This window comes from Pseudonocardia sp. HH130630-07 (genome assembly GCF_001698125.1).
GTDB lineage: Bacteria > Actinomycetota > Actinomycetes > Mycobacteriales > Pseudonocardiaceae > Pseudonocardia.
Window position 1 is genome coordinate 590,762 of sequence record NZ_CP013854.1, and the last position, 18,687, is coordinate 609,448.

Annotated in this window: 20 protein-coding genes; 12 read left to right on the plus strand and 8 right to left on the minus strand. The window is 74.5% G+C overall.

Annotated features, from left to right (window positions below):
* Window positions 1–2: 2 nt before the first annotated feature.
* From AFB00_RS02870 to AFB00_RS02880, 3 genes are read right to left on the minus strand one after another with little or no spacing between them, the layout of a single operon-like run.
* Window positions 3–980, minus strand: coding sequence for an aldo/keto reductase (locus tag AFB00_RS02870; RefSeq protein ID WP_068795914.1), 978 nt, complete (start codon window positions 978–980; stop codon window positions 3–5).
* Between the two features lie 12 nt (window positions 981–992).
* Window positions 993–1,934 carry a phosphoglycerate dehydrogenase gene (locus tag AFB00_RS02875; protein ID WP_068795915.1) on the minus strand — a complete coding sequence of 314 codons (942 nt, stop codon included), beginning with the start codon at window positions 1,932–1,934 and terminating at the stop codon, window positions 993–995.
* A 5-nt stretch (window positions 1,935–1,939) separates the two neighbouring features.
* On the minus strand, window positions 1,940–3,364 hold the full coding sequence (locus AFB00_RS02880) for an Nramp family divalent metal transporter (RefSeq protein ID WP_068799955.1): 1,425 nt from the start codon (window positions 3,362–3,364) through the stop codon (window positions 1,940–1,942).
* A gap of 230 nt (window positions 3,365–3,594) precedes the next feature.
* Between AFB00_RS02880 and pdxA the strand changes: the two genes are divergently transcribed.
* The 10 genes from pdxA to AFB00_RS02920 all read left to right on the plus strand — a co-directional run bounded on the left by pdxA (window position 3,595) and on the right by AFB00_RS02920 (window position 13,282).
* On the plus strand, window positions 3,595–5,916 hold the full coding sequence (gene pdxA, locus AFB00_RS02885; protein WP_068795916.1) for a 4-hydroxythreonine-4-phosphate dehydrogenase PdxA: 2,322 nt from the start codon (window positions 3,595–3,597) through the stop codon (window positions 5,914–5,916).
* A gap of 5 nt (window positions 5,917–5,921) precedes the next feature.
* On the plus strand, window positions 5,922–6,710 hold the full coding sequence (locus tag AFB00_RS02890; protein ID WP_068795917.1) for a DeoR/GlpR family DNA-binding transcription regulator: 789 nt from the start codon (window positions 5,922–5,924) through the stop codon (window positions 6,708–6,710).
* Window positions 6,711–6,894: 184 nt separating this feature from the next.
* Window positions 6,895–8,478, plus strand: coding sequence for an ABC transporter substrate-binding protein (locus tag AFB00_RS02895; RefSeq protein ID WP_068795918.1), 1,584 nt, complete (start codon window positions 6,895–6,897; stop codon window positions 8,476–8,478).
* Between the two features lie 141 nt (window positions 8,479–8,619).
* Complete coding sequence (locus AFB00_RS34535) at window positions 8,620–9,087, plus strand: ABC transporter permease (RefSeq protein ID WP_231974187.1); 468 nt, start codon at window positions 8,620–8,622, stop codon at window positions 9,085–9,087.
* Entirely contained in the window at window positions 9,000–9,485 is a 486-nt protein-coding gene (locus AFB00_RS34540; RefSeq protein WP_231974189.1) for an ABC transporter permease, read from the plus strand. Before AFB00_RS34535 ends, AFB00_RS34540 begins: the two co-directional genes overlap by 88 nt.
* A complete protein-coding gene (locus AFB00_RS34545) occupies window positions 9,482–9,868 on the plus strand; it encodes a hypothetical protein (RefSeq protein ID WP_231974191.1) in 387 nt (128 codons plus the stop codon). The genes AFB00_RS34540 and AFB00_RS34545 overlap by 4 nt, the downstream gene beginning before the upstream one ends.
* On the plus strand, window positions 9,869–10,282 hold the full coding sequence (locus AFB00_RS34550; RefSeq protein WP_231974193.1) for an ABC transporter permease subunit: 414 nt from the start codon (window positions 9,869–9,871) through the stop codon (window positions 10,280–10,282). It abuts the gene before it with no gap.
* Window positions 10,283–10,416: 134 nt separating this feature from the next.
* Complete coding sequence (locus AFB00_RS02910) at window positions 10,417–11,235, plus strand: ABC transporter ATP-binding protein (protein ID WP_068795919.1); 819 nt, start codon at window positions 10,417–10,419, stop codon at window positions 11,233–11,235.
* Complete coding sequence (locus tag AFB00_RS02915) at window positions 11,232–12,056, plus strand: ATP-binding cassette domain-containing protein (RefSeq protein WP_068795920.1); 825 nt, start codon at window positions 11,232–11,234, stop codon at window positions 12,054–12,056. The genes AFB00_RS02910 and AFB00_RS02915 overlap by 4 nt, the downstream gene beginning before the upstream one ends.
* Window positions 12,053–13,282, plus strand: coding sequence for a sialidase family protein (locus tag AFB00_RS02920; RefSeq protein WP_197519730.1), 1,230 nt, complete (start codon window positions 12,053–12,055; stop codon window positions 13,280–13,282). The genes AFB00_RS02915 and AFB00_RS02920 overlap by 4 nt, the downstream gene beginning before the upstream one ends.
* Here AFB00_RS02920 and AFB00_RS02925 read toward each other — a convergent pair.
* Entirely contained in the window at window positions 13,252–13,989 is a 738-nt protein-coding gene (locus AFB00_RS02925; RefSeq protein WP_068795921.1) for a class I SAM-dependent methyltransferase, read from the minus strand. The genes AFB00_RS02920 and AFB00_RS02925 overlap by 31 nt on opposite strands.
* Before the next feature lie 69 nt (window positions 13,990–14,058).
* Here AFB00_RS02925 and AFB00_RS02930 point away from each other — a divergent pair, with 69 nt between their 5' ends.
* A complete protein-coding gene (locus tag AFB00_RS02930) occupies window positions 14,059–14,679 on the plus strand; it encodes a DedA family protein (RefSeq protein ID WP_068795922.1) in 621 nt (206 codons plus the stop codon).
* A 6-nt stretch (window positions 14,680–14,685) separates the two neighbouring features.
* Here AFB00_RS02930 and AFB00_RS02935 read toward each other — a convergent pair whose 3' ends face one another.
* The 3 genes from AFB00_RS02935 to AFB00_RS02945 form a co-directional block, all read right to left on the minus strand.
* A complete protein-coding gene (locus tag AFB00_RS02935) occupies window positions 14,686–15,237 on the minus strand; it encodes a dihydrofolate reductase family protein (protein ID WP_068795923.1) in 552 nt (183 codons plus the stop codon).
* 75 nt (window positions 15,238–15,312) lie between these two features.
* Window positions 15,313–15,510 carry a ferredoxin gene (locus AFB00_RS02940; RefSeq protein WP_068795924.1) on the minus strand — a complete coding sequence of 66 codons (198 nt, stop codon included), beginning with the start codon at window positions 15,508–15,510 and terminating at the stop codon, window positions 15,313–15,315.
* Entirely contained in the window at window positions 15,507–16,733 is a 1,227-nt protein-coding gene (locus AFB00_RS02945; protein WP_068795925.1) for a cytochrome P450, read from the minus strand. Before AFB00_RS02945 ends, AFB00_RS02940 begins: the two co-directional genes overlap by 4 nt.
* Window positions 16,734–16,853: 120 nt before the next feature.
* Between AFB00_RS02945 and AFB00_RS02950 the strand changes: the two genes are divergently transcribed.
* Window positions 16,854–17,483 (plus strand): TetR/AcrR family transcriptional regulator, encoded by a 630-nt coding sequence (locus AFB00_RS02950; RefSeq protein WP_231974195.1) that lies wholly within the window; start codon window positions 16,854–16,856, stop codon window positions 17,481–17,483.
* A 4-nt stretch (window positions 17,484–17,487) separates the two neighbouring features.
* Here the strand turns inward: AFB00_RS02950 and AFB00_RS02955 are convergent, their stop codons facing one another.
* A complete protein-coding gene (locus AFB00_RS02955; protein WP_068795926.1) occupies window positions 17,488–18,552 on the minus strand; it encodes an alpha/beta fold hydrolase in 1,065 nt (354 codons plus the stop codon).
* Between the last annotated feature and the right edge of the window lie 135 nt (window positions 18,553–18,687).

Consider the following 18,687-nt stretch of genomic DNA (forward strand, 5'->3'; position numbering starts at 1 on the left):
TCTCAGCGGTTGTAGGCGGGCACCGGCCCGCGCAGGTCGGCCCCGACGGCGTCGCAGGCGGCGACGACGTCGTCCGGGAGCGGGCCGCGCTCGGCGGCGGCCACGTTGGCGTGCAGCTGCTCGACCCTCGACGCGCCGACCAGGATCGCGCCGACGTCCTCCCGGCCGACCAGCCAGCGCAGGGCCAGCTCGGGCAGCCCGAGGCCGGCGTCGGCAGCGACCCGGGACAGCGCCTCGACGGCCCGGAACAGGCCCTCGTTCCAGTAGCGGTCGCGGTACATCGTCGCCAGCCCGGACGAGCCGAACCGGCCGTCCGACGGCGGCGCGTCGAACGAGTGCCGCCCGGACAGCAGGCCGCCGCCCAGCGGGTTGTAGACGATGTCGAACAGGCCCGCGGTCCGGGAGAACTCGAGGTACTCCTCCTCGATCCGGCGGGCGAGCAGGTTGTAGAGCGGCTGGGAGAACGCCGGCTGCGGGGCCCCGGCCGCGAGCGCGGCGTGCCGCAGCTCGGAGATCTGCCAGGCCGCGAAGTTGGAGACCCCCAGCGCGCCGATCGTGCCCGCGTCGGCGAGCTCGGCGATCGTCTCCAGGGTCTCCGCGACCGGCGTGGCCCGGTCCGGCTGGTGCAGGTAGTAGACGTCGAGCTTCTCGACCCCGAGCCGGCTCAGCGAGCCCTCGACGCAGGCGTGGATCGCCTTGCGCGACAGCGGTGGTGCTCCCCCGGCGTCGGGGTGCGGGATGCCGACCTTGCTGGCCACGTCGAACCGGCCCGGCCGGGCCCGAAGCAGCTCGCCGAGGATCGGCTCGCAGCGCGACCCGGAGTAGCCGTTCGCCGTGTCGATCATGGTGATGCCGGCCTCGGCGGCCGCGTCCAGCATCGCGGCGGCGCCGTCGGCGTCGACGGTGTCGCCGATGTTCATCGTGCCCAGGACCAGGCGGGACACCGCCAGGTCGGTGCCGGGCACCTCGGTGGTCTGCATGCGCGTTCTCCCTCAGCCGACGGGGTGGGCGGGCGGCTCACCGCTGAGCACCCGGGTGATGTCCGCGACGACCATCGAGCCCATCGCGGCGTTGGCGTCGTCGCTCGCGGCACCCACGTGCGGGGTGAGGACGACGTTCGGCGCGGTGAGCAGCGGGCTCCCGGCCGGTGGTTCGACGGCGAACGCGTCCACGCCCGCCCCGGCCAGGTGGCCGTCGTGCAGGGCGGCGGCCAGTGCGGCCTCGTCGACCAGGTCGCCGCGCGCGGTGTTCACCAGGTACGAGCCGGGCCGCATGGCGGCGAGCTCGGCCGCGCCGATCAGCGGTGCCCCGGAGCCGCCGGGCAGGTGCAGGGTGACGGCGTCGGCCCGGGCCAGGCACTCGTCGAGGGTGAGCAGCGGGACGCCCGCGGCCTCGGTGCCGGGCAGGAACGGGTCGTGCGCGACGACGTCCATGTCGAAGCCAGCGGCGCGGCGGGCCACGGCCCGCCCGATCCGGCCGAACCCGATCACCGCGAGGGTGCGCCCGGCGAGCTCCGGGCCGAAGAAGCGTTCCCAGCGCCCGGCCGCCGTGGAGGCGTGCGCCTGGGGGACCCGGCGGGCCAGCGAGAGCAGCAGCGCGAACGCGAGATCCGCGACGGCCCCGGTGTTCGCCCCGGGCGTGTTGACGACCGTCACGCCGCGGGCCACGGCGGCCGCGACGTCGATGTTGTCGACCCCGACGCCGTGCTTGGCCAGCACCCTCAGCTGCGGGGCGGCCCCGAGCGCCGGCGCCGTGACCTCGTCCAGCCCGACGATCGCGGCGTCGATCCCGAGCAGCAGCGGGGCCAGCTCGGCGGCGGGCAGCGGGTGCCGGTCGGTGTGCACGACCGCCTCCAGCCCGGCCTCCTTCAGCGCCGCCCACGGCGCGTCCGAGCGTGCGCCGAAGCTCGGGGTCGTGATCAGTACACGGGGCATGCGGGTCATCCTCCGAAGTCCACGCCGAGCGTGTCGAGCAGCGAGTAGACGGCCAGTGCGGTGACCGCGACGCTGGAGACGACCAGCGCGACGGTGAGCAGCGGGTTGGACCGGACCCGGCGGTCCACCTCGGTGGTGCGCAGGTACCAGACGGCGACCACGACGGCGAGCAGGAACACCCCGCCGGCGATGCCGCCGATCTGCACCATCAGCACCGGCGACTGCACCAGGAGGTACCCGAGGGCCCACACCGGCGGCATGGTCATCGTCAGGATCCGGATCCACCGCTCGCGGGCCGCCCGGTCCCGCCAGTCCAGCACACCGAGCAGCGACAGGGTGTGCGTCCAGAGCCGCGGGACGCTGGCGGTGGAGGCGACGAACGTCGAGTACAGCACCGCGACGGCGCCGACGAGGAACGCGTACATGGCCCACTCGCCGAGCGTGTCGGTGTACATCCGGGACAGCGTCGTGATCATCTCGTTCCCGGACGGGACGAGGCCCTGCGGATGCAGCACCGACGCGCCGATCACGTAGAACGACAGCGTGCAGACCGTGCACACCAGCCAGGACACGAACACGTCCAGGCGCATCACCCGCAGCCAGCCCTCGGCGCGCCGGGCGCGTTCCTCGGTGCCGTCGTCCGGGCCGGTCCAGCGGGCGTAGCCCTTCTCCAGGCACCAGTAGGAGTAGGTGGTCATCTCGTCGGCGCCGACGCCGGTGATGCCGAACATCGCGATCGCGAAGCCGAGGGTCCCGGCCGGGATCAGGAACTCGAAACCGAGGGCGAGGTCGTCGCCGCCGTAACCGAACGGGGTGAGCGGCAGGCCCAGCGCGAGCCCGACGGTGGCCAGTGTGAACAGCACGACGGCCACGAAACAGGCCTTCTCGACCACGCTGTAGCGGTTGGTGCGCAACAGGAACAGCACGCTCGCGACGGTGATCACGGTCCAGGTGAGCAGCGACGGGAACGACAGCGGCTCACCGACGATCGGCCAGAGGATGCTCAGCGCCGCGACCGTGCCGCCGATGATGCCGCCGCGCTGCAGGATCTTCGCGCCGTCCATCAGGATCCACAGCACGTTGATCCAGCTGATCCGGCCGATCCGCGGCGGGACCTGCGCGTAGCCCTCCAGAGCGGGCTTGCCGGAGAGGATCGCCCAGCGGGCCAGCTCCATCTGCACCCACACCTTGACCGCGGTGCTGGCGACGACCAGCCACAGCAGCACGAAACCGGCCTTCGCGCCGAGCGCCGTGGTGGTGATCAGCTCACCGGACCCGACGACCGCGGCGGAGAGGATCAGCCCGGGGCCGAGATGGCGCAGGCGGCCGCCGAACGTGGTCGGCGGCGGGCGGACGTCGACCGGGTCCAGCGCGTACGGATCGGGCGAGCCGGTCCGGGCGGGGTCCGCGGTGTCGTCGGTCGTCGTCATCGACATCCCGTTCTGGTCCGTGGCGGCGGCGCCGGGGTCGGCCGCCGGAGGGTCGGTGGGCGCGAATGCGCGGCCAGAAACATGACACAGTCTGCGCGGTTCGCGCAAGAACGCCGACCAATCCGCTCGATGTGCGCAGAAATACTCGCACGGAGCGCGCATCTCCTGCATGATGTGCACGACCGGCGCAGCGATCCGCGCCCCGCGACGACGCCCGAGGGAGGTGCCCCGTGACCCGTCCGCCCGTCCTCGTGCTGGCCGACGACCTCTCCGGCGCCGCCGAGACCGCGGCCGTGCTGGCCGTACCCGGCGAGCCCGCAGCGATCCTGCTGCACCTCCCCACCGAACCCACCGAACCCACCGAACCCGCCGACCCCACCGGCTCCGCCGACCCGGCTGCTCCGGGTGTCCGCGAGCGGGTCCGGCCGGCCGGTCTGACGGTCGTCGACCTGCACTGCCGGGCCGCACCCGCCGGCGTCGCCGCGGAGCGGACCCGGCGCGCGCTCGGCACCGCGGCGCCCGGCACCCACGTCTTCCTCAAGATCGACTCGCTGCTGCGGGGTGCGGTCGCCGCCGGGATCGGGGTGCTCGCCGGGCACGAGCCGGTCGTCGTCGCGGCGGCGCTCCCGGCGGCCGGGCGCACCGTGCGCGACGGCGTCGTGCACCTGGACGGCGTCCCGCTGCACCACACCGACGCGTGGCGGATGGAGCCCGGCCCGGCCCCGGCCGACCTGCGAACCGCCACCGGGCGACCGGGGGCCGCCGTGGTCGGGGTGGCGGAGCTGCGCCGCGACCCGCAGCTCGCGATCGTGCGGGCGCTGTACCGCGACGCCGTCGTGCTGTGCGACGCCGAGACCGACGCCGACCTGGACCGGATCGCCACCGCCGCGGTGGCGGCCGGTGCCGCCACCGCGGGCTCCGGCGGGTTCGCCGCGGCACTCGGCCGGGCCACCGGCCGGCCCGGCCTCGGCGCCGGGGACCGGCCCGGCGGAACGCCGCGGCCGGTGCTCGCCGTGGTCGGCTCGGCCGAGCCGGCGGCCGCCCGCCAGGTCGCCCGGCTGCTCGCCGACGGCGCGACCGAGTTCCGGCTGCGCCCCGGTGACCCGGTGCCGACCGGCCCGGTCGCACCGGGCGTGACCGTGCTGCGACCGGACCCGGAGCTGCGGGCCGACCCGGCCGCGGTCGGCGCCGCGCTGACCGCGGCGGCGACCGCGCTCGCCGGCGGCCCCGGCGGCCCGCACCTGCTCCTCACCGGCGGCGAGACCGCCCGCCGGGTGCTCGACGCGCTGGACACCGACCGGCTCGTCCCGCTCGGCCAGGTCGCGCACGGCGCGGTCCGCAGCGCCGGCGCGGGCGGGCGGCAGGTCGTCACCCGGCCCGGCAGCTTCGGCGACGACGGCTCGCTGACCGCGATGGCCGCCGCCGTCGGCGCCCACCGGGCCGACCGCGCGACCGGCTCCGGCCGGGCCCCCGACCATCCCCACCGGACAGACCGATCGGAAGGCAGCCGCATGACCGCCACCGTCCCCCCGCAGGTTCCCGCCGGGTCCGGCGTACCCCTCCCGACCATCGCCGTCACCATGGGCGACGCCGCCGGGATCGGACCCGAGGTGATCGTCCCGGCACTGGTGCACCCGGACGTGCTCGGCCGCTGCCGGCCCGTCGTGATCGGGGACGCCGGGCGGCTGCGCCGGGCCGCGCAGGTGCTCGGGCACCCGGCCGAGATCGTCGCCGTCGACCGGGTGGAGGACGCCGAGCCGGGCCCCGGCCGGGTGTGCGTCCTCGGGGTCGGCGAGCTGCCCGCCGACCTGCCGTGGGGCGAGGTCTCCGCGGTGGCCGGCGAGGGCGCGTACCGCTACGTCGAGACCGCGGCCGCGCTCGCCGTCGCCGGGCGGGTGCAGGCCATCTGCACCGCACCGCTGAACAAGGAGGCCCTGCACGCCGCGGGCCACCGCTACCCCGGGCACACCGAGCTGCTCGCCCACCTCACCGGCACCGAGGAGGTGTCGATGATGCTGTCGACGCCGACGGTGAAGGTCGTGCACGTGACCACCCACATCGGCCTGATCGACGCGGTGGCCCGGATCGAGCCCGGCCTGGTCGAGCGGACCGTGCGCCGCGGGCACGACGCGCTGGTGCGCGCCGGGACCCCGGCACCGCGGATCGGCGTCTGCGGGATCAACCCGCACGCCGGGGAGAACGGCCTGTTCGGTTACGGCGAGGAGGACGAGAAGATCGTCCCCGCGCTGGAGGTGCTGCGCGCCGACGGGATCGACGTCCGCGGCCCGCTCCCGGCCGACACCGCGTTCTTCCTGGCCGGGCGGGGCGACTACGACCTGATCGTCGCGATGTACCACGACCAGGGGCACGGGCCGGTCAAGGTGCTCGGCATCGAGAACGGCGTGAACCTCACCGTGGGGCTGCCGGTCATCCGCACCTCGGTGGACCACGGCACCGCGTTCGACATCGCCGGCACCGGCAGGGCCGACGCCGGGTCGATGGTCGAGGCGCTGCGCCAGGCCGTGGAGCTCGCCGCCCGACCGGTAGCGTGACGCGCATGCCGCCCCGCGGATCACGGGCCCGCCGGGACGAGATCGTCCGGCTCGCCACGACGAGTGGCCTCGCCAGCGTCGAGGAGCTCTCCCAGGTCTTCGACGTCACCGCGTCCACGATCCGGCGCGATCTCGCCCAGCTGACCGCCGAGGGGCGGCTGGCCCGCACCTACGGCGGCGCGATGGCACTGTCCGCGCATCCCGAGACGTCGCTGCGGCAGCGGATCGGTGAGGCGTTCGGCGCCAAGCGCGCGATCGCCAGGGCCGCGGCGGCGCTCGTGCGGCCCGGGGAGACCGTCCTGCTCGACGCCGGTTCGACGGTCGGGGCGCTGGCCCACGAGCTGCGCGGGATCCCCGGCCTGACCGTGGTGACCACGGGCCTGACCGCGCTCGGCGAGCTGGCCGACGCCGAGGGCGTCACCGTGCACTGCCTCGGCGGCACGCTGCGCCCGGTGAGCCAGGGCTTCGTCGGGCCGCTGGCCGAGGCCGCCCTGGAGCACCTCAGCTTCGACCGGGCCTTCCTGGGTGCGGACGGGGTCACCACCGACGGCGGTCTCTGCGAGGCCGAGCTCGCCCAGACCCGGCTGAAGGAACTGATGGCCCGCCGCGCCGCGGCGGTCTACGTGCTGGCGCACGCGGACAAGCTGGGCCGCAGGCCGTTCCACGCCTGGGCCCGGCTCGAACCCGGCTGGACGCTGATCACCGACCCGGCCGCGGACACCGCCCAGCTCGCCGCGCTGCGCGGCACCGGTGTCGCGGTCACGGTGGCCGACACGGCCGACGGCGCCGCCTGATCATCTGCGCGTTTCACGCGCCCTGATCCACTTCTGCTCGTCGGGCTCACCCACTGTGCCCACATATGCGCGCAATGCGCGACTCACATCAACTCTTGCGCACAACGCGCAATCAGTGCGAACGTAGGAGCCGCCGGGTCCGGCGGTCTCCCGCCGTGACCCTCATCCGCTCCGGAGGTCGACGATGACCCTTGACCGACAGGCCGGCCCGCGGCTCGACCGCCGGGCGTTCCTGCGGTGGACCGCGCTGGCCGTCGCCGGGACCGCCGCCGTCCCGCTCACCGGCTGCGCCGGCCCGACCGGCGCCCCCGGCCCCGGGACGCTCGTGCTCGGGCTCAACCGCTCGCTGGTCAGCCTGGACAACAAGCTCAACCAGTTCGACGGCGCCGTCACCGTGCAGCGCGCCGTCCGCCAGGCACTCACCCGGGTCGGCCCGGGCCTCGTCGCCCAGCCCGTGCTGGCCGACCGGTTCGTCCGCACCGGCCCGGCCGAGTGGACGGTCCGGCTGCGCGAGGGCGTCCGCTACTCCGACGGCAGCCCGGTCACCGTGACCGACGTGGACGTCGCCCTGCGCTGCTACGGCGCCGTCAACGGCGGCTTCATCGCCAGCCTGTTCCCCGAGCTGCCGACGGTCGTCCCGGTGGACGCGCGCACGTTCCGCCTCCGGACCATGGCCCCGGTCCCGGTGCTCGACCTGCTCATGGCGAACGTCATGATCACCCCGGCGGCCGCGAACCGGCCCGAGGAACTGTCCGAGGGGGTCGGGTCCGGCCCGTTCCGGGTCGCCGAGGCGAACAGCGGGACCGGGGACTACACGCTGGTCCGCAACGAGAACTACTGGGGACGCCCGGCCGCCCTGGACGCGGTGCAGGTCCGGTTCGTGCCCGAGGAGTCCAGCCGGGTCGTCGCGATCCGCTCCGGCGAGCTGGACGTCATCGACAGCATCACCCCGGACTCGGCCGAGCAGCTCGCCGGGCTGCCGTCGGTCGTCCTGGACCGCTCCCCCAGCACCCGCACCAACCAGCTGTTCTACAACTTCCGCAAGCTGCCGGGGCACCCGCTGGCCGCCCCCCGGGTGCGCGAGGCGCTCAGCTACGCCGTCGACGGCGAGGCGCTGGCCCGCGACGTGCTGGTCGGCTCGGTCCAGCCCGCCCGCGGGGTGGTCGCCTCCGCGCTCACCGGCGCGGTCGAGACCGGCGGGTACCGCTACGACCCGGGCCGCTGCCGGCAGCTGCTCGACGCGGCCGGGGTCACCGACCTGGAGCTGACGATCATCTGGGAGTCCGGCGAGTTCCCGGCCGACACCTCGGTGATGGAGTCGGTCGCCGGGATGCTCGGCCGGGTCGGGGTCCGCACCCGGCTGCAGCAGTTCCAGCCAGGCGGCGACATCTCCGCCTGGCGGCAGGGCCGCGGCGGCGACTGGGACGTGCTCGGCAACGGCTTCGCCGGGCCGACCGGCGAGGCCGCGACGGTCCTGCAGGGCATGTACGGCGGGACCGCCGAGAAGGAGCGGACCCGCGACACCTACCAGGGCTACGTCGTGCCGGAGGTCGCCAGGACGCTCGACGCGGCGGCCACCGAGACCGATCCGGCCCGCCGCCAGGCCGTGCTCGACCGGGCCCAGCAGCAGATCTGGGACACCTGGCCGTGCCTGTGGGCGTTCGTCCCCGACGTCGTGCAGGCCCGGCGGGCCAGGGTGTCGGGCATCGAGCTGCTGCCCACCAACTCCTACGACCTGACCACCGTCGCGCTGGGGGCATCGGCATGACCGCCACGACCGCACCCGCCGGCCCGGCCGGGCCGGCCCGCCGCGGCGGGCCGGCACCGGTCCCGGGCGGCCGGGCTCGCCCGGTACGCGCTGCTACGCGTCGGTCAGGGCCTGCTCACGATCTTCCTCACCGTCTCGACGGTGTTCGTGCTGGTCCGGCTGGCCCCCGGGGACCCGGCTGCGGCCTACGCCGGGCCGACCGCGTCGCCGGAGGACCTGGACCGGATCCGGGCCCAGCTCGGGCTGGACGAGCCGCTGCTCACCCAGTACCTGACGTTCCTGGGCAACCTGCTGCGCGGGGACCTGGGGACCAGCTACTCCTTCGCCGCACCGGCACTCGACGTGGTGCTCGGCCGGGTGCCGTACACGATCACCCTCGCCGTGTCGGCGGTCGTGGTGACCACGCTGGTCGCGGTGCCGCTGGGCATCTGGATGGCCCGGCGCGCCGACACCGGCCGCGAGCTGGGCGCGACGTGCTCACCGTCGCCGGGCAGTCGATGCCCGACTTCTGGAGCGGCGTCATGCTGCTCACCCTGTTCTCGGTGCTGGTCCCGGTGCTGCCCGCCTCGGGCTTCGCGACGTGGTCCGGGCTGGTGCTGCCGACGCTGACCGTCGCGGTCCTGCAGATCGCCCTGATCTCCCGGCTGGTCCGCCGCGAGATGACGGGTGCGCTGTCCGCGCCGTACCTGACCGTGGCGCGCTCCCGTGGCGCGGGCGAACGCTCGCTCGTCTGGCGCTACGCGATGGCCAACTCGGCGATCCCGGTGCTGACGGCGCTGGGGACCCGGTTCGCCGCGATGCTCAACGGCGTCGTCGTCGTCGAGGTGGTGTTCGCCTGGCCCGGCGTCGGCTCGCTCGTCGTCCGCGCCCTGGAGACCCGCGACTACCCGCTGATCCAGGCGACGGTGCTCGTCACCGCCGCGCTCGCGATCGGCGTCCAGCTGCTGATCGACCTCGCCTACCCGCTGCTCGACCCGCGGGTGCGGCTCGGGAAGGAGTCCGCATGACCGCCACCGTGCCCGACACCCGCGAACCGCGGCCCAGCGCGGTCACCCCACGGCTCGCCGCGGCCGCGCCCGCCCACCGGCAGGCCAGGGCGTCCCGGGTGAAGATCTGGATCGGCGCGGTGTGCACGGCGCTGGTCGTGCTGCCCGTGCTGTTCGCCCGGGTGCTCCCGCTGCCGGACCCGAACGCGGCCGAGCTGTCCGCCCGCCGCCTCCCGCCGCTGACCGACGGGCACCTGCTCGGCACCGACCAGCTCGGCCGCGACCTGCTCGCGCGGGTGCTGTCCGGCGGGCAGGTGTCGCTCACCGTCGGGGTGCTCGCGGTGTGCGTGTCCGGCCTGATCGGCCTGGTGCTGGGCTCGCTGGCCGGGTTCGGCGGCGGCTGAATGGACGCGCTGGCGTCCCGGCTCGCCGAGGCCCAGATGGCGTTGCCGCTGCTCATGATGCTGCTGCTGGTCGTCGCGTTGTTCGGGTCGTCGATCCCGGTGATCACCGCGGTGATCGCGGTGGCGCAGTGGCCCGAGGTGTTCCGGCTGACCCGGTCGCTGGTGCTCGTCGAGCGGGGGAAGCCCTACATCGACGCGGCCCGCACGCTCGGGCTCGGCCGGGCCGCGATCCTCGTCCGGCACGTGGTGCCGAACGTGGTGAAGCCGGCGTCGCTGGTCGTGCTGCTGCTGCTCGCCCAGGCGGTGCTGCTGGAGAGCGCGTTGTCCTACCTGGGCGCCGGGCCGGAGCGGCCGTTCGCGACCTGGGGCCGGATCGTCTCCGACGGCCAGGACTACGTGACGACGTCGTGGTGAATCGCCACGCTGCCCGGCCTGGTGATCGTGCTGCTGGTGGTCGGGGTGAACCTGCTGGGCGACGGCCTGCGCGACCGCTCCGGCGGCGTCGGCCGGCCCCGGTTCCTCGGCTTCGGGGCGAAGGGGGCCACGTCGTGACGCCGCTGCTGGAGGTCGCGGACCTGCAGGTGGAGCTGGTCACCGGGCGCGGCGTGGTCCGCGCGGTCGACGGCGTGGACCTGCACGTGGGCGCGGGTGAGACGGTGACCCTGATCGGGGAGTCCGGCTCCGGCAAGTCGACGACGGCGATGGCCGTGCTCGGGCTGCTGCCGGCCGGCACCGCCGTCGTCACCGGGGTGGTGCGCTACGCGCTCGGCGCGGACGCGGGCCCCGTCGACGTGCTGGCCGACCCGCGGGCGCTGGACACGATCCGCGGTCGCGGGGTGTCGCTGATCCCGCAGGACCCGATGACGGCGCTGTCCCCGGTGCACACCGTCGGCGCGCAGCTCGGGCACGCACTCCGGCTGCGCACTCCCGGGGCCGGCCGGGCCGCGATCCGCGAGCGCGGGATCGCGCTGCTGGAGCAGGTGCACGTGCCGCGCCCGCAGACGCAGTGGCGGGCCTACCCGCACCAGCTGTCGGGCGGCATGCTGCAGCGGGTCCTGATCGCGGTCGCGCTGGCCGGGGAACCGCGGCTGATCGTCGCGGACGAACCGACCTCCGCGCTCGACGTCACGGTGCAGGCCGGGATCCTCGACCTGCTGCTGGAGCTGCAGGAACGCACCGGCGTCGGGATGCTGCTCATCACCCACGACCTCGGCGTCGCCCGGCTCGTCTCGGACCGGATCCACGTCATGCGCTCCGGGGTGTTCGTGGAGTCCGGCGAGGTGGAGCAGGTCGTCGGCGCGCCGCGCGAGGAATACACCCGGGCGCTGATCGCCGCCGTCCCCACCCTGCAGGGAGCGACCCCATGACCCCGCATCTCGCCGTCCGCGGTCTCACCGTGGACTTCGGCCCGTTCCGGGCGGTCGACGGCGTCGACCTGTCCGTCGACCGCGGCGGCTCCCTGGCCGTGGTCGGCGGGTCCGGCTGCGGCAAGTCCACGATCGCCCGCAGCCTGGTCCGGCTGATCCGGCCGAACGCCGGCAGTATCGAGCTCGACGGCGTCGACGTCGCGACGCTGCCCGAACGGCGGCTGCGGGCGCACCGCCGGAAGGTCCAGATGATCTTCCAGGACCCGTACGGCTCGCTGGACCCGCACCTCACCGCCGGGCGGATCGTCGGCGAGCCGCTCGCCCTGCGCGGGATCCGGGGCCGGGCCGAGCGGGACCGCCGGGCGGTCGAGCTGCTGGACCGGGTGGGGCTGCCCGCCTCGGCGGCCCAGCGGCGGCCCGCCGAGTTCTCCGGCGGCCAGCGCCAGCGGATCGGGATCGCCCGCGCCCTGGCCAGCGACCCCGAGCTGCTGGTCTGCGACGAGGCGACCTCGGCGCTCGACGTCTCGGTGCAGGCCCAGGTGCTCGACCTGCTCCGCGAGCTGCGCCGCGACACCGGGCTGACGTTCGTGGTGATCGCGCACAACCTGGGGGTGGTGCGGGAGATCAGCGAGCACGTGGTCGTCCTGTCCCACGGCCGGGTCGTCGAGTCCGGCCGGACCGCCGACGTCCTCGGCTCGCCGGCGCACGAGGTCACCCGGCAGCTGCGTGCGGCCGCGCTCGATCCCGCCGCGATCCGGGGGCGCAAGCCGCGCTCCGCGCTCGCCGGTGCCGTCCCCGCGGCCTCCGGGGTCACCCCGTGACCGCCGCCGGCGGGGCGGGCGGCGCCCCGGCCGAGCTGCCCGGCCCCACCGACGGCCTGCTCCGCCCGCACCCCGGTGAGCCGGACCGCCGGGACGCCCTGCTCTCGGTCCTGGACGTGCAGAACCACGCCGCGAACCTCGCCGAGCTGCCCGGTGGGGTGCTGGCCTGCGTCTGGTTCGGCGGCACCCAGGAGGGTGTCGGCGACATCGGGGTGCGGCTGTCCCGGCTGGAGCCCGGCGCCGACCGGTGGACCGAGCCGGTCGTGCTGTCGCACGACCCGGACCGCTCGGAGCAGAACCCGCTGCTGTTCCTGAGCCCGTCCGGCACGGTGTGGTTGCTGTGGACCGCGCAGGTCGCGGGCAACCAGGACACCGCGGAGGTCCGGCTGCGGACCTCCGCCGACGGCGGCCGGACCTGGGACGCACCCCGCACCCTGTTCCCGGCCGGCGACGGCGGCGGGCTGTTCGTCCGGCAGCCGGTGGTGGTCACCGGCACCGGCCGGTGGCTGCTGCCGGTCTGGCACTGCGTCACCCCGCCGGAGGGACGGTGGGCCGGTGACCTCGACACCTCCGTCGTGCTGGTCTCCGACGACGACGGCGGTTCCTGGCGCGAGGTGACCGTGCCGGGGAGCACCGGCCAGGTGCACATGAACGTGGTGGCACTCCCGGACGGCTCGCTGGCCGCGTTCTACCGCAGCCGCCGGGCCGACGCGGTGCACCGCTCGGTCTCCACCGACGACGGCGACACCTGGACGGTTCCCGAGCCGGTCAACCTGCCGAACAACAACTCCTCGATCCAGGTGACCGCGCTGCCCGACGGCCGTCTCGCCCTGGTCGGCAACCCCAGCTCGCGGGCCGACGCGACCGCCCGCCGGGCGTCGCTCTACGACGAGATCTCCGACAGCGGCGCCGTCGGGGCCGTCGGTACCCCCGACGCCGTCCGGGAGGGCGCATTCTGGGGAGCCCCCCGGGCCCCGATGACCCTCGCCCTGTCCGCGGACGGCGGCCGGACCTGGCCGGACCGCCGCGACCTGGAGACCGGCGACGGTTTCTGCCTGGTCAACGACTCACGCGGGCGGCGGAACCGGGAGTTCTCCTACCCCAGCGTGCTCCCGGCCGCCGACGGTGGGCTGCACGTCGCCTACACCTACTACCGGCAGGCGATCCGGTACGTGCACCTCGCCGCGGCGGGGGCTCAGCGCGGGCGCAGCACGAAGGCGGTGTAGCCGTACTCCGTCCCGTGCTGCTCGCGGACCCTGATCTCCCGGCCGACCGCGTCGAGGCCGGCCGGGTCGACGCCCTCCTCGCGCAGCAGCTCGATGCGGGCCGCCAGCGGCCGGTAGTAGGCGGCCCAGTCGGCGTCGGGCAGCAGGTAGGTGGCCGCCACCGTGTACCCGGCGCGCTGGGCCGCGGCGACGTTGTCGGCGGTGGTCCGCATCGCCGGGTACGCCTCGTCCCAGAACTCCCTGGCCCCCGGCGACGGTTCGGGCGTCGTCCACTCCGCCTCGGTCAGCACCAGCACCCCGCCCGGGGCCAGCAGCCGGCGCCACGCGGCCAGCGCCGCGTCGAAGCCCATGATGTAGGCCGCCCCGTCCGACCAGACGACGTCGGCCTCCCCGTCCGGCAGCGGCAGGTCGTCCATCGGCGCCACCAGCGTCCGGACCCGGTCGCCGAAGCCGGCGGTCGCGGCCCGGCCGCGCAGCCGCTGCAGGTACGGCTCGTGGGTGTCCACCGCGGTCACCGTGCCACCGGTCGCCGCGGCCAGCGGCAGGGTCGCCGGTCCGGTCCCGCAACCGATGTCGACGATCCGCGGCCGGTCGGGCAGCTCGCCGGCGAGCTGCAGCAGCAGCGCCGTCGTCTCCTCCGATCCGGGCGCCTCGCGCGGCAGGTCCTCGTGCGCGGCCAGGAACACGTGTTCCAGCGGTGTGCTCACGTGCGCGCATGATGCCCTGAGTCGGCGCTCCCCGCAGCACCGATACGGCATCGTGATGAACTGGGGGGCGTGCACGTCGACTCGCTCCTGCTGACGATCCCCCCGCTCGCCGTCTACCTGCTCTGCGCGGGCGTGGTCGGGGTGGAGAGCATCGGGGTCCCGTTGCCCGGCGAGATCGTGCTGGTGGGAGCCGCGCTGCTGGCCGCGCGGCCCGGATCGGCCGTCGACCCGGTGCTGGTCGCGACGTGCGCGGCGGCGGGGGCGATCGTGGGCGACTCGATCGGGTACTCCGTCGGACGCCGATACGGCACCCGGTTGCTCGACCGTCTCGGCCGCCGGTTCCCCAAGCACATGGGCCCGGGGCACATCCGGGTCGCGCGCCGGATCTTCGACCGGCACGGCGTCTGGGCGGTGCTGTTCGGCCGGTTCGTCGCGATCCTGCGCATCCTCGCCGGACCGCTGGCCGGGACGATGAAGATGCGCTACCCGGCGTTCCTCGCCGCGAACGCGACCGGTGCCGTGCTGTGGGCCGGTGGCACGGTCGCGGCGATCTACGCGCTCGGCATCGTGGCCGAGACCTGGCTGAAGCGCTTCTCCTGGGTCGGCCTGGTGGTCGCCGTCGTCGCCGGGCTCCTGGTGTCGCGGGCCGTGCGCAACCGGGTCGAGCGCGCCGCGGCCCAGGAGGAGTGAGCCCGGTCAGACCACGCGGTGGCAGGTGTAGGTCACGCCGCCGGTGAACGACTTCGCGTCGGTCCGGGTCAGCTTCTCGTGCGACCAGCCGGCCGGGAACAGGCCGCGCCCCGCGCCCTGCACGACCGGGTAGTGGAACAGGCGCAGCTCGTCCACCAGCCCGGCGGCGATCAGCGTGTGGCAGAGCGTGATGCTGCCGGTGACCACGATGTCCTGGCCCGGCTGTTCCTTCAGCGCGCGGACCTCGGCGACCGGGTCACCGGAGAGGATCCTGGAGTTCCGCCACCGCGGGTCGGTCAGTGTCGAGGAGACGACGTACTTGGCGACCCGGTTCAGGTAGTCGGTGACACCGGTCTCGTCGGCGGTCTGCTCCGGCCAGAACCCGCGGAAGTCGGTGAAGGTCCGGCGGCCCAGCAGGACGGCGTCGCAGGTCTCGTCGTGCCGGAGCATCTCGGCGTGCAGGTCGGTGCCGGTCCCGGCGGTCGGGTCGAACCAGGAGCCGAGCATCTCCACGGCTCCGTCGAGGGTGATGTTCTGGGTGATGGCCAGGGTGCGCACGAGGTGCCTCCACGGTCGTCCGTCGTCGTACACGAGGGCAGACCGTGGAGGCGTCCCGGACTCATCGGAGGACGGTCAGCCCTCGTGGACGGTGATCGCCGCGGCCGGGCAGCCCGCCGCCGCGTGCCGCACCGCGGCGTGCTCGGACTCCGGCGGCTCGGCGTCGAGCAGCTCGACGATCGCGTCGGAGTCGCGCTGGTCGAACACCTCGGGCGCGGTGAGCAGGCACTGCCCGGACCCGACGCAGCGCTCCTGGTCGGCCGCCACCTTCATCGGGCCGCCCCCGTCCAGGTGACCGGCAGGCTGCGGACGCCGCCGGTGATGTGGTCGGTCCGGACGTCCAGCTCGTCCATCCCGACGGCCAGGCGCAGCTCCGGCAGTCGCCGGGCCAGCGTCGCGAACACCGCCCGCAGCTCGGTGCGCGCCAGGCTCGCGCCGATGCAGAAGTGCGGGCCGTGCCCGAAACCGACGTGGCCGCGCTCGGCCCGGTCCGGGTCGAACGTCTCGGCGTCGTCGAACACCCCGGCGTCCCGGTTGGCCGCGTTGACCGAGAGGATCACCGCGTCCCCGCGCTCGATGACGACCCCGCCGGCTTCGACGTCGGTGTGCGCGTACCGCAGCAGTCCGAGGTCCCCGGGGGCACCGAGCCGCATGATCTCCTCGATCACGGCGTCGATCCGGCCGTCCGGGTCCGCGGCCAGGGCGTCCCACTGGTCGCGGTTGCTCATCAGGAACAGGACGCCGAGGCCGATCCGGTTCACCGTCGTCTCGTGCCCGGCGAACAGCAGGCCGACGCACAGCCGGACCATCTCCGGGTAGCCGAACGTCTCGTCCTGCGCCTGTGCCTGCACCAGGTCGGAGATGACGTCCTCACCGGGCTCGGCCCGCTTGCCCTCGGCGAGGCCCGCCATGTAGTGGCCGAACTCCTCGCGGGCGTCGTGCGCGTCCTGCCCGGAGTAGGTGGCCATGCGGTCCGACAGCGCGCGGAAGTAGTCGCCGTCGGCCTCGGGCACCCCGAGCAGGCTGCAGATGACGGCCACCGGGAGCGGGAAGGCGAGGTGGGTGTGCAGGTCGGCGACGCCGTCGGACGCGCTCTCCCGGTCGGCGACCAGCGCGTCGACGTAGCCGTCGACCAGTTCCTGGACGTGCGCGGACAGCCGGCGCATCCGCTTCGCCGAGAACGCCGGCGTGAGCAGCCGGCGCATCCGGGTGTGCTCCTGCTCCTCGGAGTCGTAGTCACCCGACGGGCCGTCCAGCACCGCGGCCGCGTGGATCCGCGACGCCTTCTCCGGCTCCGGGTGCGAGCGGCCCAACCGCTTGTCCCCCAGCAGGTCGCGGACCTCGGCGAACCGGGTGACCAGCCACGCCGGATCACCGGCCGGGGTGGTGACGGCTGCGATCGGCGCCTCCCGGCGCAGGACGTCGTAGAACGGGGCGATCTCGAGCAGGTTCGGCCGGGTGAACGGGAGCTGCGGGCGTTCGGCGGCGAGGGTCATCGGGCGTCCTCCCTGGGTGGTGGTGCCCTCACCCTACGATTTATTGGCACTATCTGCCATAAATGTGACCGCTTAGGGTGTCGACGTCACGAACACCCGGATCCCGGGAAGGAGGTAGCCGTGCCGGACCAGGACGCGACCACCACCCGCCGCGGCCGCCCGCCGGTGACCGAACGTGACCGGGGCGCCCAGCGGCTGGCGATCTCCCGGGTCGCCGTCCGGCTGTTCCGCGAGCACGGCGTCACCCGCACCTCCGGGGCCGACATCGCCCGCGCCGCCGGCATCTCCGAGCGGACCCTGTGGCGGTTGTTCCGGACGAAGGAGAGCTGCGTCGAGCCGCTGCTGACGGCGTCGATCGACGGGTTCCGGGAGGTGCTGCGGTCCTGGCCGCCCGGCGGCGAGCTGGCCCCGCACCTGCGCGACGCCTACACCTTCGTGCCCGGCCCGCAGCGGGAGGACACCGACGCGGTGCTCGCGGTCGTGCGGATGACCCACGACTCCCCGGCGCTGCGCGCGGTGTGGCTGGTCCTGCAGGAGCAGGCCGAGCCGACGCTCGCCGAGATGCTCGCGGCCCGGCTCGGGCGCACCCCGGACGAACCGGCGGTGCGCCTGCTCGCTGCCTCGGTGAACGCCGCGTTCCGGGTGGTCACCGACGAGGTCGCCGCGTCCGGGCACACCCTCACCGAACACCGGGAGCGGCTCGCCGAGGCGCTGCGGACCGGGGGCTGGCCGGTCCGCCCCGGCGCGTGACCCCTCACGCCTCGGTGTCGAGCAGCTCCTGCAGGTGCCGGTCGATCTGGGGCAGGTAGGTCGGCACGAGCCCGAACAGCCCGAGGTGCCCGCACAGGTCGTCGATCACCCGGATCGTCGCGTGCGGGGTCAGCTCCAGCTCGGACTCGTGGTCGCGCACCGGGAAGAACATGTCCTCGCTGATCGGCAGGATCCTGGCCACCGCCTCGTTGCGGCCCAGCGCCGCGGCCAGGTCCCCGCCGGTGTGCCGGGCGACGTCGCCGCGCTGCCACTTCCAGGCCATGCACAGCAGGTCGTTCGGATCCATGACGGTGAAGTAGGGCTCGAGGAACCCCTCCAGGAAGCCGTCGCGGGACTCGAACCCGAGCCCGCGCCACAGCTCCTGCTTCCAGAACTCGGTGGAGAACCCGGTCACCGCCCAGATGCCGGCGTGCCGGCGGAGCCCGTCGACGACGTCGGCGTTCGAGGTGTACTCGCCGCCGGCGAATCCGGGATCCGAGGTGATCGCCTCGACCAGCGCCTTGGTGTGCAGGAAGTCGTGCGGGGTGTTCTGCGCGGTACCGGCGATCGGCGCGGCCCGCCGCACCCGGCCCGGGAACCGGACCATCCACTCGTAGGTCTGCTGGGCCCCCATCGAACCGCCCACGACGAGCGCCAGGGACTCGATGCCGTAGTGCTCCCGGAGCAGCTGTTCCTGGGCCCGGACGTCGTCGCCGATCCGGACCCGCGGGAACCGCGACATGGCGATCGCGGAGTTCGCACCGGACGCGTTGTGCGGGCTGGTGGACAGGCCGTTGCCGATCTGGTTGACGACGACGACGAAGTACCGCTCCGGGTCCAGCGCGTGCCCGGGACCGATGTAGACGTCCCGGAAGATCTGGTGGGTGCCGGAGTACCAGGTGGTCACCAGGATCGCGTTGTCCTTCGCCGCGTTCAGCGTGCCGAAGGTGGCGACGGCGAGCTGCAGGTCGGGGATGACCCCGCCCTCCTCCAGCGCGAACTCACCGAGCCCGACGAGGTCGTAGTCGCCGTGGAACTCGTGGGTGTAGTACGGGTTCTCGATCGCCATGGATCCGTGTTCCTCTCCCCTGCGACGCCCCTGCGACGGTGGGTCGACCCTCCCCGATTGTGACGCGGGGCACAAGGATCATCACTCGCCGAGTCCGGTGTCGACCGGGCCGTGCTCTATAGTTCTTGCTTGATA